This is a genomic window from [Anoxybacillus] calidus (assembly GCF_013760845.1).
In the GTDB taxonomy this organism is placed as follows: domain Bacteria; phylum Bacillota; class Bacilli; order Bacillales; family Anoxybacillaceae; genus Paranoxybacillus; species Paranoxybacillus calidus.
Genome location: NZ_JACDUU010000003.1, coordinates 331,041 through 344,523 on the forward strand (window position 1 = coordinate 331,041; position 13,483 = coordinate 344,523).

17 protein-coding genes are annotated in these 13,483 nt (G+C 39.9%); 11 read left to right on the forward strand and 6 right to left on the reverse strand.

Annotation, left to right across the window (positions count from 1 at the left end; all coding sequences use genetic code 11):
- Nucleotides 1-61 precede the first annotated feature (61 nt).
- Entirely contained in the window at nucleotides 62-337 is a 276-nt protein-coding gene (locus HNQ85_RS08445; RefSeq protein WP_044748569.1) for a YutD family protein, read from the forward strand.
- A gap of 111 nt (nucleotides 338-448) precedes the next feature.
- Here HNQ85_RS08445 and HNQ85_RS08450 read toward each other — a convergent pair whose 3' ends face one another.
- A complete protein-coding gene (locus HNQ85_RS08450) occupies nucleotides 449-694 on the reverse strand; it encodes a cytosolic protein (RefSeq protein ID WP_181537295.1) in 246 nt (81 codons plus the stop codon).
- Between the two features lie 49 nt (nucleotides 695-743).
- Nucleotides 744-1,010 carry a DUF3055 domain-containing protein gene (locus HNQ85_RS08455; protein WP_181537296.1) on the reverse strand — a complete coding sequence of 89 codons (267 nt, stop codon included), beginning with the start codon at nucleotides 1,008-1,010 and terminating at the stop codon, nucleotides 744-746.
- A 137-nt stretch (nucleotides 1,011-1,147) separates the two neighbouring features.
- Here HNQ85_RS08455 and HNQ85_RS08460 point away from each other — a divergent pair, with 137 nt between their 5' ends.
- From HNQ85_RS08460 to HNQ85_RS08470, 3 genes are all read left to right on the forward strand, one after another.
- Nucleotides 1,148-1,585 carry a DUF86 domain-containing protein gene (locus HNQ85_RS08460; protein WP_181537297.1) on the forward strand — a complete coding sequence of 146 codons (438 nt, stop codon included), beginning with the start codon at nucleotides 1,148-1,150 and terminating at the stop codon, nucleotides 1,583-1,585.
- Nucleotides 1,586-1,660: 75 nt separating this feature from the next.
- Nucleotides 1,661-2,302: a helix-turn-helix transcriptional regulator gene (locus HNQ85_RS08465; protein WP_181537298.1), complete on the forward strand. Its 642-nt coding sequence runs from the start codon at nucleotides 1,661-1,663 to the stop codon at nucleotides 2,300-2,302.
- Nucleotides 2,303-2,695: 393 nt separating this feature from the next.
- Nucleotides 2,696-3,466, forward strand: coding sequence for a TIGR01457 family HAD-type hydrolase (locus HNQ85_RS08470; protein WP_181537299.1), 771 nt, complete (start codon nucleotides 2,696-2,698; stop codon nucleotides 3,464-3,466).
- Between the two features lie 178 nt (nucleotides 3,467-3,644).
- On the opposite strand, the gene HNQ85_RS08475 is transcribed toward HNQ85_RS08470, so the two are convergent.
- On the reverse strand, nucleotides 3,645-4,148 hold the full coding sequence (locus tag HNQ85_RS08475; RefSeq protein WP_181537300.1) for a phosphatidylglycerophosphatase A family protein: 504 nt from the start codon (nucleotides 4,146-4,148) through the stop codon (nucleotides 3,645-3,647).
- Between the two features lie 174 nt (nucleotides 4,149-4,322).
- On the opposite strand from HNQ85_RS08475, the gene yutH reads away from it, so the two are divergent.
- From yutH to thrB, 5 genes are all read left to right on the forward strand, one after another.
- Nucleotides 4,323-5,324: a spore coat putative kinase YutH gene (gene yutH / locus HNQ85_RS08480; RefSeq protein ID WP_181537301.1), complete on the forward strand. Its 1,002-nt coding sequence runs from the start codon at nucleotides 4,323-4,325 to the stop codon at nucleotides 5,322-5,324.
- A gap of 135 nt (nucleotides 5,325-5,459) precedes the next feature.
- Entirely contained in the window at nucleotides 5,460-6,455 is a 996-nt protein-coding gene (locus tag HNQ85_RS08485; protein WP_181537302.1) for a 2-hydroxyacid dehydrogenase, read from the forward strand.
- Between the two features lie 301 nt (nucleotides 6,456-6,756).
- Nucleotides 6,757-8,058, forward strand: coding sequence for a homoserine dehydrogenase (locus HNQ85_RS08490; protein ID WP_181537303.1), 1,302 nt, complete (start codon nucleotides 6,757-6,759; stop codon nucleotides 8,056-8,058).
- Nucleotides 8,055-9,116 (forward strand): threonine synthase, encoded by a 1,062-nt coding sequence (gene thrC, locus HNQ85_RS08495; RefSeq protein ID WP_181537304.1) that lies wholly within the window; start codon nucleotides 8,055-8,057, stop codon nucleotides 9,114-9,116. Before HNQ85_RS08490 ends, thrC begins: the two co-directional genes overlap by 4 nt.
- Nucleotides 9,113-10,027, forward strand: a complete 915-nt coding sequence (gene thrB, locus HNQ85_RS08500; RefSeq protein ID WP_181537305.1) for a homoserine kinase — start codon at nucleotides 9,113-9,115, stop codon at nucleotides 10,025-10,027. Before thrC ends, thrB begins: the two co-directional genes overlap by 4 nt.
- Before the next feature lie 51 nt (nucleotides 10,028-10,078).
- Here thrB and HNQ85_RS08505 read toward each other — a convergent pair whose 3' ends face one another.
- Nucleotides 10,079-10,315, reverse strand: coding sequence for a NifU family protein (locus HNQ85_RS08505; protein ID WP_044748558.1), 237 nt, complete (start codon nucleotides 10,313-10,315; stop codon nucleotides 10,079-10,081).
- Between the two features lie 110 nt (nucleotides 10,316-10,425).
- On the opposite strand from HNQ85_RS08505, the gene HNQ85_RS08510 reads away from it, so the two are divergent.
- Nucleotides 10,426-10,752 carry a YuzD family protein gene (locus HNQ85_RS08510; protein WP_181537306.1) on the forward strand — a complete coding sequence of 109 codons (327 nt, stop codon included), beginning with the start codon at nucleotides 10,426-10,428 and terminating at the stop codon, nucleotides 10,750-10,752.
- A gap of 231 nt (nucleotides 10,753-10,983) precedes the next feature.
- Here the strand turns inward: HNQ85_RS08510 and HNQ85_RS08515 are convergent, their stop codons facing one another.
- Complete coding sequence (locus tag HNQ85_RS08515; protein ID WP_181537307.1) at nucleotides 10,984-12,054, reverse strand: NAD(P)/FAD-dependent oxidoreductase; 1,071 nt, start codon at nucleotides 12,052-12,054, stop codon at nucleotides 10,984-10,986.
- Between the two features lie 215 nt (nucleotides 12,055-12,269).
- Here HNQ85_RS08515 and HNQ85_RS08520 point away from each other — a divergent pair, with 215 nt between their 5' ends.
- The gene (locus tag HNQ85_RS08520) at nucleotides 12,270-12,509 is read left to right on the forward strand and encodes a YuzB family protein (RefSeq protein WP_181537308.1); all 240 of its coding nucleotides are present in this window, start codon (nucleotides 12,270-12,272) and stop codon (nucleotides 12,507-12,509) included.
- 121 nt (nucleotides 12,510-12,630) lie between these two features.
- Here HNQ85_RS08520 and HNQ85_RS08525 read toward each other — a convergent pair whose 3' ends face one another.
- The gene (locus tag HNQ85_RS08525) at nucleotides 12,631-13,332 is read right to left on the reverse strand and encodes a DUF2225 domain-containing protein (protein WP_181537309.1); all 702 of its coding nucleotides are present in this window, start codon (nucleotides 13,330-13,332) and stop codon (nucleotides 12,631-12,633) included.
- Nucleotides 13,333-13,483 lie beyond the last annotated feature (151 nt).

The following is a 13,483-nucleotide window of genomic DNA, read 5'->3' on the forward strand; positions in this document are numbered from 1 at the left end:
ACAGTAATTGATTGGGAATGTTTCATCATTTATGATTAAAGAGGAAGACGAGGTGAGTGGGATGATTTGTATTAACAATACATGTTATGAACTTGTAGAAAATGTGAAAAATGGGTTTAATGAAGAGGCATTTCGTGCACGTTATGCGGATATTTTAAATAAATATGATTACATTGTTGGAGATTGGGGATACAATCAGTTACGGCTAAGAGGCTTTTTTGATGACCATAATCAAAAAGCGACATATGACACAAAAATAAGTACATTGTCAGAGTATTTGTACGAGTACTGTAATTTCGGTTGTGCTTATTTTGTTTTGCGCAAAGTAAAAAGATAAACGTGGGGATCAGATCTCCACTAATTTAAAGCGTTAATACGTTAATGTAATGGGGGTCAGACCCCCACTAATTTAAAGCGTTAATACGTTAATGGAGTGGGGGTCAGACCCCTATTCATCGTGTGGTGGATGAGCTCCTGGGTCTTGTCTTGGAATGTCTTGATGAAATGATTTGTATTCATAGTTAAATGCACTATGGTAGCGCTGTCCTTTTTTCCAAGGGGTGCTTTTATTTTGGACAGGCTCTGTTTTTCCGCGTGGAGAGCCATATGGACCTTCAGGCAATGTTTCTGGTATAAGAAAATTGTGCATTGCTTCTACATTGGAAAAGTCACTGTATTTTTCTTCATCTCTCATAGTTCATCACCTTCCTTGCTTATACTTTCCCCGCAAGGAAGATGTGATATTAGATAAATTCTTGTAAAAATGAACGTAAATCATTGGCATCTTCTTCGCTTAAATTGTATGCATGCTCCAAATATCCAGGTTCATCTAGATCGTCTTGCCCGATAATGGCAAATCGATTGCTTTGTAAGTCTAACACTAAATATTTTCCGTAAAAACGATCGGTTTGCATAATAGCCAAATCAAATCGCTGAGTTTCCCCCATAAAGCTAACAAACCGCGTTTTTGTTTGCACCGTATCATCATAAAGGAAAAATCTTTCTCCCATACATAAACACCTCCATCATTTTCAATATCTTCATCATATCAAACGTTTTTGCCTATGTCTGCAACAAAGAAACAGAATATTGTAAATATGTGATAAAATATACATTGTAAATGGAGATAAGAAAGGAGCACAAGGGGATGTATTTCGTCGATCGGCAAAAAATTGAGGAAACATTGCAGTACATGGAAAAAGTAATGTACATCTTTAAACAACGGCAAACATGGGAATCCGAATTTGAACAATTAACCCTTGAGCGCATTGCTCACCTGTTCATTGAAGCGGTGCTCGATGTTGGAAATGCGATGATTGACGGATTTATTATGCGTGACCCGGGAAGCTACGAAGACATCATTGATATTTTAACGGATGAAAAAGTAATTACCGCAGATAGTGCACAAGGATTAAAAGAAATTATTCAATATCGAAAAGTGCTTGTACAAAAATATACAAATATTAATCACCAAGAATTATTGGAAACGTTAACAAAACACTTTACAGCTTTAGAAGCATATCCAATAGCGATTCGCGACTATTTGCGAAATGAACTCGGTCCGGTTTCTGCCTTCCGTAACTAACTTATGAAACAATTTTGTTTAAAAATTGTTTCATTATCGCAAATCATATAAAATAGGAAGAGGATGGTGAAGGAAATGGAAAGTAAGTCCTCTTCAACAAAACAGGAAATTGTAAACATGTTAAAATTCCAAAAACGCTTAACGGTCAGTGAAATGGCAAAGCAGCTAGGGATTACAGAAATGGCGGTGCGTCGTCATTTAAATACACTGGAACGTGATCAGTTAGTACGGACAATACTTGTTCGTCAAGCGATGGGACGCCCGATGAATGTTTATGAATTGTCAGAAAAGGGCGAAGAGCTATTTCCACAAAGCTATAAGCAAATCGCTCTCGATTTTCTAAAAGATATTGAATCTGTAGCAGGGCGAGATTTAGTAGAGAAATTGTTTCAAAACCGGAAAGAACGCATCAAACAAATGTATGAGGAACAGTTTGCAAATAAATCATTTGATGAAAAAGTGGTTGAATTAGCCCATATTCAAAATAAACAAGGCTATATGACAGAGTTGAAAAAAGATAAAGATGGCACGTATCATTTCATTGAACATCATTGTCCAATCGTTGAAGTGGCTAAAGATTATCAAGCTGCCTGTGATTGTGAGCTGCAATTGTTTCAACAATGGTTAGGAACTTCAAAAGTGACGTCGCAAGCTTGCATGGCAAAAGGCGATGATGTTTGTCATTACGAAATCAAGAAACACGATTATGCTGAATAAGCAAAAACGCTTTCTCAAACAGGAAGCGTTTTTGCTTTTTGACAATAAATAAAACATACGATACAGTTTTTCATGTGATTGTCTAGCTCAGCTCGCAACGCCTAGTGGAAAATAACCTTCCTCCATCGAAGCGGCAAGCGCTTCTCGTCGGAAGAACATTTTCCTACGGCGTTAGGCGCTCGCCTCCGCTTTTCGTTATTGTCTAGCTTCAGCGCTTAGCTCTCATGTGCCAAATAACCTTCCCCTCAAGCACTTCTGCGGGTGAAAAACATTTGGCTTCGAGAGAGCTAGGATGGCGACATTTCGCCGTTTGTCTACAGGTGTGGGCAGCCCTTTAGGCGAAATTGGGGCGCTTTTGCTTTTCTTTTATGTATCATAAAGGAGTGTATAGGAATGAAAAAGTACAAAGGCTATTTAATTGATTTAGATGGTACGATGTATCGCGGAACGGAATGTATTGTGGAAGCGCGTGATTTTGTTAAGGAATTGCACAAACGAAACATTCCTTATTTATTTGTTACGAATAACTCATCACGCACGCCAGAACAAGTCGCAAAAAAACTTGAGAACTTTGGTATTCCAGCAACAAAAGAGCAAGTATTTACCACAAGTCAGGCAACGGCTAACTATATTTTCGAACGAAAACCTAATGCTTCTGTCTATGTCATTGGTGAAGAAGGCATTCGCACCGCTTTAGAGGAAAAAGGGTTTACATTTGCTGAAGAAAATGCAGAATTTGTTGTTATGGGAATCGACCGCAGCATTAACTACGAGAAATTAGCAATTGCCTGCTTGGCTGTTCGCAACGGGGCAACCTTTATTTCGACGAACGGAGATATTGCGATTCCAACAGAAAGAGGGTTATTGCCTGGTAATGGCTCATTAACTTCCGTAGTCGCCGTATCGACACAAGTAAATCCTATCTTTATCGGCAAGCCAGAAAAAATCATTATGGAACAAGCTTTGAAAGTTTTAGGAGTTCCCCGGGAAGATACGTTAATGATTGGAGATTATTATGATACAGATATTATGGCCGGAATGAACGCTGGGATGGATACATTGCTCGTTCATACAGGGGTAACAACAAAAGAATTGCTAAAGAAATATGAAAAGCAGCCGACATATGTAGTCGATTCACTAAAAGAGTGGATGGATCGTATTTAAGTTAACATGCCGCAATGCAAAAGGAGGCTGACCTAATATCAAAGTGTCACCCCCCCACACAACGCAATGTATAAGACATAATATTGGATAAATAAGCTATATAATTGAATGTGCGTGAGGTCAGACACCTTATGCGTCAGCCTCCTTCAATCACAAAGTCATGAAGTTCATGCCCCTGTTATTCTGTATTAGCGGCGCGGTGAGCAAGACGACTTGAAGCAGCAGCGGCAATCGCACCGACAATATCATCTAAGAAAGTATGGCATTTGCCGCTCGATTTATCATTTAAGTATTTTAAGATGCCTGGCTTTTCTTTATCAACATAACCATAGTTTGTAAAGCCAATCGAACCGTAGATGTTTACAATCGATAAGGCTAAAATTTCATCTATTCCATATAGACCCTCGTCGTTTTTGATGGTTGTTTGCAGCGGCTCATCTAACAGTCCGCTTTCCGCTAATTTGTCAAGCTGAATCCCTGTTAAAATGGCGTTTTGTACTTCGCGTTTAGCGATAACGCGGTCAACGTTACGAATGCATTCTTCTATTTGTAAGTTAGGATGATATTTTGACTGCAAATAGTACACTAGTTCCGCAATATCTTCAATGGTAACTCCGCGCTCCTCGAGCCATTTTCGTGCTGCTTGCTCGATTTTACTCATGATTCGTTTCTCTTCACTCATCATCGTCACCTATTTCTTCTAAAGTAAAAGCTTTTTAGATATATATACGTTTATTATGATAGAAATGTGATTTTTTTTACATATTCTCTTTTTCATCATTACCCCCCTTTGGAACTTTATGCAGATTTTTTGTTGAATATCTACATATATTTTTCATAGAGGGGGGCGGAAAAGATGCAAAAACAGATTTATGAAAAATACGGATTAAGAACGGACAAAATTGAAAAAGCTGACGGTTATGACACATTTATCATTCAAAATTATTTGTATTTTATTGTGCCGGCAATCCATATAACAGAAGGCGAAATGACGGAATTGCATCAGATGAGCGCATATATGTTATCAAAAGGAGATACAGCAGTTGCTTCCTTTGTTCCAACGAGAACAGGCACCATCATTGCTCACATTCATGAACAACCGATTGTTATTTTACGCAAGCATATTCAGCCGTATACGAGAGCAATCAACATAGGAAAAGAATTAGCAAAATTTCACCAACGTGGTCGGACTTATCCATATTCCGTGAATTATTGCAAACGAATTGGACAATGGAAAGATTTATGGGGAAAAAGGTTAGACCAGATGGAAATGTTTTGGCGCAGCAAAGTGCAAATGCATCCAGAAAATGCGTTTGAACGAATGTTTGTTGACTCCTTCCCTTATTATTTAGGATTGACGGAAAATGCGATTCAATATTTAGTTGACACTGAACTTGATGACGAGCCGCATACAGTTGATTGTGCGACGATTTGTCATCAGCGGTTTACAGAACGGTTGTGGAGGCAGGGAACAAAGTTGCCCACGGAATGGGTATATGACCATTGTTCCCGCGATCTTGCGGAATGGGTTCGTTATTTTTATCATGCCAATTCATCGTTTGAAGCGGAGAAAATGAAAAGCTTTTTTGCGGAATATCAACGGGTCACGCCGCTTACCACCTTTTCTTGGCGGCTGATTTATTCCCGGCTGTTGTTTCCGCTTCATTATTTTGAATGCATTGAAGGATATTATTTGGCTCAGGAGGAAGAGCAGAAAAGAATATATGAAGAAAGGTTGTTACACATATTAAACCACTCCAGCGAATATGAGCAATTTTTACAGGGATTTTATGATTTAGTAGAGCTTCCGGTAAAACGGTTCAACTTACCAAAAATTAAATGGCTGTCCTTTTCGTGAGAATAAGAAAAGTCGTTTGACTTCTTCGAGAGGCTGCAGAATAGGGGGCTATCCTATTGATTTTTGTTTGAAAAAAGATGGAAATTTTTCTATTCTAGTGTAGAAATAGTTTAACTTTTGAAAGGGGTCCTATTCATGAATAAGCCGTACATTTTCATTACAAGAAAATTGCCGGACACCATCATTGAACGTTTGCAGTCATTCGCTGAAGTCAAAATGTGGCCGTATGAGGACGTGCCAGTTACCCGAGAGGTATTATTGGAAGAAGCGAAAAAAGCAGATGCGCTATTGACGATGCTGTCGGACTGCATTGACAAAGAAGTTATAGAAGCTGGACAAAATCTCAAAATCATCGCTAACTTAGCAGTTGGTTTTGATAATATTGATATTACGTTTGCTACTGAGCGGAGAATTGCTGTTTGTAATACACCTGATATATTAACGGATACAACCGCAGATTTGACATTTGCTTTATTGTTGGCTACGGCTCGTCGTCTAGTTGAAGCGGCTGAGTTTGTTAAAGCAGGAGAGTGGAAAAGCTGGAGTCCGCTTCTTTTAGCAGGCTATGATGTACATCATAAAACAATCGGCATTGTGGGTATGGGGAAAATTGGGCAGGCGGTTGCAAAGCGGGCGACAGGTTTTGACATGAACATTCTTTACCATAACCGTTCAAGAAATGAAGAAGCAGAACAAATGCTTGGAGCTACATACTGTTCATTTGACGAGTTATTAAAACAATCTGATTTTGTTGTATGTTTAACTCCATTAACGGATGAAACACGTCATTTGTTTGACAAAGAAGCATTTAAAAAAATGAAGAAAACAGCCATTTTTGTTAATGCTTCGCGTGGTCCTGTCGTTGATGAAGATGCGTTATATGAAGCGCTTGTCAATGGGGAAATTGCCGGAGCTGGTTTAGATGTCTTTTATAAAGAACCAATTGATGCAACCCATCCGCTATTAACATTGAAAAATGTAGTTGCTTTGCCACATATCGGAAGTGCAAGCATGGAGACCCGTTTAGCGATGATGGAATTATGCTGCCGAAACATTATGTTAGTGCTAAATGGTGAAAAGCCGGAAACACTAGTAAATAAAGAATGGCTACGCGAAACGAAGCGTTGTTAATGAATAAAAGGGGCTGACCCATAAGCGTCTGACCTCGCGTACATTTCACAATATATCGTTCATTGATCCGATGTGATGTCCTATATATTGTGTTGTGAGGGGTGACACTTTGCTTTTGGGCAGCTCCTTTTTATTTTTTATAAAAATTTTTTTATTTAAATAATTCGGAATTAACTTGATGTTAAGCGTTTTCAAGATATAAGATGATAAAAATAACGATTGTAAAGAAAACCATAATCAATTATAATGTCTACTATATAAATACATATGTTCATTCTAAAAATACAAAGAGGTGGGGAAAGTGGTAAAACCGATTTCGGTTGGTTTGTTAGGATTAGGAACAGTCGGCAGTGGAGTTGTGAAAATTATTGAGAATCATCAAGACAAATTAAGCCATCAAGTCGGCTGTCCTGTGAAAATAAAAAAAGTTCTTGTAAGAGATTTATATAAGGAACGCGGTGTGAAAATCGATGCTCATTTATTGACGACAGATGTGAATGAAGTGATTAATGATCCGGAAATCGATGTCGTTATTGAAGTGATGGGGGGGATTGAAGAAACAAGACGTCATCTTTTAAATGCGTTAAGAAATGGCAAACATGTCGTTACGGCAAACAAAGATTTAATGGCATTATATGGTTCAGAACTTTTAACGGTTGCATCAGAGAATCACTGTGATTTGTTTTATGAGGCGAGCGTAGCGGGCGGTATTCCGATTTTGCGGAGCCTTGTTGATGGATTAGCTTCAGACCGGATTACGAAAATGATGGGAATTGTTAATGGAACAACGAATTTTATTTTAACGAAAATGTGCAAATATGGAGCACCTTATGAAGAAGTGTTGGCTGAAGCGCAGGCGCTCGGCTATGCGGAAGCGGATCCAACATCTGACGTAGAAGGATTAGATGCAGCGAGGAAAATGGCGATTTTAGCGCGATTAGGGTTTTCGATGAACATTGATTTAGATGATGTACAAGTAAAAGGGATTACGGAAATTACGGAGGAAGATCTCAATTATAGCAAACGTCTCGGTTATACGATGAAACTGATTGGTATTGCTCATCGCGACGGGGACAAAGTCGAAGTAAGCGTCCAACCAACGTTGCTGCCTGATTCACACCCGCTTGCATCGGTTAATGATGAATTTAATGCTGTTTATGTCTACGGGGAAGCGGTTGGTGAAACGATGTTTTACGGGCCAGGAGCAGGAAGTCTTCCAACAGCGACAGCGGTTGTATCCGATTTAGTAGCAGTCATGAAAAACATGAGATTAGGGGTTAATGGCAGAAATGCTGTTGCTCCTCAGTATGCTAAACGATTGAAGTCGCCTTGCGAAATTTTTTCTAAATATTTCTTGCGTATCCATGTAAAAGATCAAGTTGGGGCATTTGCGAAAATTACAGCGGTTTTTGCAGAGCACGGAGTCAGCTTTGAGAAGATTTTGCAGCTTCCTTTAAAAAACAGCGAGCTTGCTGAGATTGTTGTTGTTACACATAAGGCATCGCTTCAGGATTATGAGGAAATTTTCCAAAAGCTTCGCGACTTAGAAGTTGTTCAGGAAGTGAAAAGTTCGTATCGTGTTGAAGGAGACGGGCAGCTATGATGTGGAAAGGGCTTTTGCATCAATATCGTGACTATTTACCGGTTACAGAGAAAACACCAATGATTTCGTTGAATGAAGGCAATACCCCTCTGATTCGCTTAGAAAGTTTGTCGAAAAGATTTGAGATTGATTTCTATGTAAAAGTAGAGGGGGCTAATCCGACAGGCTCTTTTAAGGACCGTGGCATGGTGATGGCGGTCGCTAAAGCGAAAGAGGAAGGAAGCAGCACCATTATTTGTGCTTCGACAGGCAATACGTCAGCAGCCGCTGCTGCGTATGCGGCGCGTGCCGGCTTGCGCTGTATGGTTGTCATTCCTGACGGAAAAATTGCGATGGGCAAGTTGGCTCAGGCAGTGATGTATGGAGCGCAGATTTTTGCGATTCAAGGGAATTTTGATGAAGCACTAAAAATGGTACGCCGCCTTAGTGAGGTTGCCCCGATTACATTAGTCAACTCCGTGAATCCATATCGAATCGAAGGACAAAAAACTGCCGCTTTTGAAATTTGTGACCAACTTGGCAAAGCACCGGATATTCTTGCGATTCCGGTCGGCAATGCCGGAAATATTACTGCTTATTGGAAAGGATTTAAAGAATATAATGAAAAACATCAAACCGGACTGCCGCAAATGCGCGGTTTCGAAGCGGAAGGGGCTGCGGCGATTGTTCGCAATCAAGTCATTGAGAATCCAGAAACAATTGCCACAGCGATTCGTATCGGAAATCCAGCAAGCTGGGATAAGGCCGTACAGGCAGCAAACGAGTCAAACGGAAAGATTGATGAGGTGTCAGATGGGGAAATATTAGAGGCCTATAAGCTTCTTGCTAGAAAAGAAGGGGTATTTGCTGAGCCGGCTTCATGCGCTTCCATTGCCGGTGTATTAAAACAATTGAAATCAGGTGAAATTACGAAAGGAAGTACGGTTGTTGCTGTATTAACGGGAAACGGTTTGAAAGACCCGAATATAGCCATGGACGCAGCTGATATAAAACCGCTTGTTCTTCCAAATGATGAACAAATTCTTTTTCAACATATTCAAGGAGTTGTTCATCAATGAAGGAAGATGAAATGTTAAAGATTGTTGTTCCTGCCAGCACAGCCAACCTTGGTCCCGGATTTGATTCAATCGGCTTGGCCGTGTCTCGCTATTTAACATTGGAAGTTATGTTAAGCAATCAATGGACATTTGTTCCCTGCTCTCCGGAAGTAGAAAATATTCCAACGGGTGAAGACAATCTCATTTTTCAAGTCGCGGACCACTTGGCAAAGAAGTATGGAAAAATTCTTCCCAGCTGCTTAGTGAATGTATATAGCGATATTCCGTTTACGCGTGGACTTGGAAGCAGTGCCGCGGCCATCATTGCCGGCATTGAATTGGCAAATGAGCTGGCCGGTCTTTCGCTTACAATGGAGGAAAAAGCGCGTTTTGCCAGCTGTTTTGAAGGACATCCTGACAATGTAGGAGCCTCTTTATACGGTGGGCTCGTCATTGGCAGTCATAGGAGAGATGAGACAAATATTGTGCATGTTAACAATCTTGATTTTGATCTCGTTGCTGTGATTCCGCGTTATGAATTAAAAACAGCAGAGGCAAGAAGTGTTCTCCCCGATTATTTTTCACGATATGATGCTGTTGAAGCAAGCTCGGTAAGCAATGTATTAGTGGCTGCATTACTGACAGGAAACTGGAGTTTAGCTGGGAAAATGATGGATTGTGATGTATTCCATCAACCATATCGCAAGGCCATCATTCCAGAATTGCAGACTGTACAAAATGTTGCGAAAAAGTATGGAGCATTCGGTGCCGCCTTGAGCGGTGCAGGGCCAACGGTGCTTTGCTTTGCTGAACCTGGAAAAGGAAAAGAAATACACAAACATCTTTCTCGTCATTTTCAAGATTGCTCGGTTGAATTATTATCCGTGGAGCGAAACGGAAGCCAAGTTTATAAGATGGCGCTAGAAAAATAGGAGCAGGCTCTTAAAGAAGAGCTGCTCCTATTTTGTTTCGGCGTTCAGAGATTAAAACACTTGTTCTACTTCGACAACGCCAGGCACTTCTTCTAAAAGTGCACGTTCGATACCAGCTTTTAATGTAATGGTTGAACTTGGGCAGCTGCCGCATGCACCAAGCAAGCGCAATTTTACTACGCCGTCTTCCACATCGACTAATTCGCAGTCACCGCCATCGCGGAGTAAAAATGGACGAAGTTTATCTAAAACTTCTTGTACTTGTTGTTTAATATCTTGATCAGACATTCTTATCGACTCCTTTCTTTAACTTTATTATAATCAGGATAAAGAAAAAAATCTATTGACATAGTTTATATGATTTCATTTTTCAGCGCTGAGAGGAATGGTGACAAAACATGATATTCAAACCTGTAGAAATATGTGTATATGGCGCAGAAGTAGTATGCCCTTCCTGTGTCAATTTACCCTCTTCTAAAGAGACATATGAATGGTTAGAAGCGGCCATTAAGCGCAAGTATCCCAATCAACCGTTTTCTATTTCTTATATTGACATTTTTAATCCGCCAAATGATGCAGAAAAGAAAGCGTTTGCGGCAAGAGTGATTGAGGAAGATTTATTTTATCCTGTTGTATTAGTGGAAGGAACCATTGTCGGCGAAGGAAATCCAAAGTTAAAAGATGTGTATGCAGAAATGGAGAAATACGGTTATAAAGCCCAGTGATGAAAAAGAGGCTGACCCGAAAACAAAGTGTCAACCTCCGCAACACAATGGTACGTAGAACAGGCGAAATATCCTACATATTGTGGAATGCGAGTGAAGTCAGACACTTATGGGGCAGCCCCTTTTTCGCTAAGTTCTGCCTTGAATGTGTCAACAGTTTGAATGAGCAGCTTTGCAACTATACACAGAAGAACAATGTTTTACCGTGTTCAGCGTTCGCGACTGCTTTTCTCAATGACCGTTATGGTATTTATACATCCAAAGCACACCTGACTTGAGCAGGCGTGGTACTCTTCCGATTAAAGGACGATCAGCGACAAGTCCGAAGCCATGTTTTTTTCCAAGAGAGCCGAGTATCCCTTTTAATTTAATTGGTGGAAACTCACTAGGCGGTTCTTCGCCTCTCCAACGCTTCTGCAGTACTTGAACGATTTGTTCCGCTTGTCCCTCAGCGAGTTGAGCGCTTGGAGCATGCGGTAAGCTCGCACAGTCGCCAACAACATATACATTTTCATAGCCTGGGATATTATGTTGATTTGTTAGCACAACACGGCCTTGCCCATCTTTTTCGACATCCAGTTCGCGCACAACTTTATTTGGCTGAACGCCCGCTGTCCAAACAATCGCGTCACAATGAATCGGTTCATCATGGTTATACAGCACATTTTCTTCAACTTTTGTAATGTTAGATTGACGAACAATTTCAACACCGTGAGAATGGAACCAGTTTTCTACATAGTTGCTGAGCCGCTCTGGGAACATGGATAAAATTCGTTGTCCACGGTCGAATAGCTTAATGTGTAGATCCGGTCGACTTTCAACTAATTCACTTGCGAGCTCTACACCGCTTAAACCTGCACCGACAACTCCAACGATTGAACCGGGCGGTAAATTATTTAATTTTTGATAAGTTGCCCTTGATTTATCAATCGATTGAATGCTGTGCGTAAACTCTTCGGCGCCGGGAACATTATGATACTTGTCTTCACATCCTAAGCCGATCACAAGTTCGTCATAATGAATGACCGTTTCGTCGCTTAAAATAACACTTTTATTTTCTAAATCAATTTTTACTACTTCACCAAAGACATGTGTCAAGCGAGGATGTTCAGGAAATGGAACGCGAATGTGATGGTCGCTAATTGTTCCAGCTGCAAGTGCATAATATTCCGTTTTTAAACAATGATAAGGTACACGGTCAACAAGTGTGATGTGAACGTTCTCAGGTACGTTGTTTGGCAGAAGGCGGAGCAAAATTCTCATGTTTCCGTACCCCCCGCCGAGCAGAACGAGGTTTCTCATGGCAGGATTCCCCTTTTTTCTTCTTTTCATCAAGCAGTATATCCAAAAAAACGTGTACAAAATGACACTAAAAGTATAGCTAAATTGTGACAAAATAACAACAATTTTTCGAAAAATGATAACACAAATCTCTAATTGTGTCGAAAAAACATAAAAATTGACGTTTTAAACAGAAATGGATACGATGATAAACAGTAGTGAGGTGAGCAAACAAAATGATTAAGCCGATGATTGAATTTTGTATTAGCAATTTAGCCAACGGGGCTCAGAAGGCTTTAGAAATATTAGAAAAAGACCCGAATTTAGATATCCTTGAATATGGATGTTTAGGGTATTGCGGAAAATGTGCACAGACATTATATGCGATGGTGAATGGGGAGATTGTTACTGGGGAAACTCCTGATGATTTAGTGAAAAATATTTATAAATATTTAGATGAAAATCCGATGTTTTAGCTAAAAAACGAGGCTGACCGTAAAGTAAAGTGTCAACCCCCGCAACCAAAATATATAGTATCCAACACTCGATAAGAACACGGTATATGATGGATTGGGTGTGAGGTCAGACACTTATGGGTCAGCCCCTGTTTTGTACAAGCTTCTGTTGTTCACGAATTTCCTGCCAACGTTCATATGCCATTTCAGCAATTCTTCTTTCAATTGTTTCTTTCCTTTTAGCGATTACTTTAGAAAAGTACAAAATAGCTTCTTTATCATTGCCAAGTCTTCTGTTCAGTTCACCAATTAAGTAAAGAAGACGAACTTCCGACATATGCGTATAGATAAAGTCCTCTTCGCTATAGGAAGAGATATATTCCTGCAATGCCAGTCTCATAAAGCGTTCTTCTTGGTCTATGATTTGATATGTGCGGTATAACCAAGCCAGACGCATATACAATCCTGCCATCGCAATATGTTTTTCGCGTTTTAGTGTAGCTGAATAAATACCAAGCTTATATGTGTTAACGGCTTCTTGAAATGTGCGTTGACCACCGTAATCAAAGCCGGACCATGGCTCACATATTTTCTTTTGAATTGTTTCAAGAGTAGAAGGTGGAAAATACGTAGAAAATTCTTCTGTTGCTGAAAATCCGCAATGAGGGCAGACACTAACATAATAAAACAAAGGGTTCAGTTCTTCGGGATGATAATAAGAACAAAAGTCGGTATCATGCTGAATAGCTCGGATAAAGCGAGAGCGAATTTTTTTTGTTGTATAAACGTTTTTACAGACTAAGCATTTTATCTTTCGGTCATAGAGTGGTTCTAAATGTTTCATTGTAACTCCTTCCTCTCGCTAATAAGAATAACATCCTATATTGTATACCACGATTATAACGTCAAATGTGTGATGATAGAACTATATTATATAGATTTGTTCGTATATTCCTATCTATTTTCCTAAGAAAAAAGGGCTGACCCGAAAGCAA

Coding starts and splice junctions, on each gene's coding strand:
- HNQ85_RS08525 (WP_181537309.1), bottom strand. CDS start 13,332: ATGAAACATTTAGAACCACTCTATGACCGAAAGATAAAATGCTTAGTC.
- HNQ85_RS08450 (WP_181537295.1), bottom strand. CDS start 694: ATGAGAGATGAAGAAAAATACAGTGACTTTTCCAATGTAGAAGCAATG.
- HNQ85_RS08485 (WP_181537302.1), top strand. CDS start 5,460: ATGAATAAGCCGTACATTTTCATTACAAGAAAATTGCCGGACACCATC.
- HNQ85_RS08460 (WP_181537297.1), top strand. CDS start 1,148: ATGTATTTCGTCGATCGGCAAAAAATTGAGGAAACATTGCAGTACATG.
- HNQ85_RS08520 (WP_181537308.1), top strand. CDS start 12,270: ATGATTAAGCCGATGATTGAATTTTGTATTAGCAATTTAGCCAACGGG.
- HNQ85_RS08465 (WP_181537298.1), top strand. CDS start 1,661: ATGGAAAGTAAGTCCTCTTCAACAAAACAGGAAATTGTAAACATGTTA.
- HNQ85_RS08445 (WP_044748569.1), top strand. CDS start 62: ATGATTTGTATTAACAATACATGTTATGAACTTGTAGAAAATGTGAAA.
- HNQ85_RS08475 (WP_181537300.1), bottom strand. CDS start 4,148: ATGAGTGAAGAGAAACGAATCATGAGTAAAATCGAGCAAGCAGCACGA.
- thrC (WP_181537304.1), top strand. CDS start 8,055: ATGATGTGGAAAGGGCTTTTGCATCAATATCGTGACTATTTACCGGTT.
- HNQ85_RS08515 (WP_181537307.1), bottom strand. CDS start 12,054: ATGAGAAACCTCGTTCTGCTCGGCGGGGGGTACGGAAACATGAGAATT.
- HNQ85_RS08455 (WP_181537296.1), bottom strand. CDS start 1,010: ATGGGAGAAAGATTTTTCCTTTATGATGATACGGTGCAAACAAAAACG.
- HNQ85_RS08470 (WP_181537299.1), top strand. CDS start 2,696: ATGAAAAAGTACAAAGGCTATTTAATTGATTTAGATGGTACGATGTAT.
- HNQ85_RS08505 (WP_044748558.1), bottom strand. CDS start 10,315: ATGTCTGATCAAGATATTAAACAACAAGTACAAGAAGTTTTAGATAAA.
- HNQ85_RS08510 (WP_181537306.1), top strand. CDS start 10,426: ATGATATTCAAACCTGTAGAAATATGTGTATATGGCGCAGAAGTAGTA.
- yutH (WP_181537301.1), top strand. CDS start 4,323: ATGCAAAAACAGATTTATGAAAAATACGGATTAAGAACGGACAAAATT.
- thrB (WP_181537305.1), top strand. CDS start 9,113: ATGAAGGAAGATGAAATGTTAAAGATTGTTGTTCCTGCCAGCACAGCC.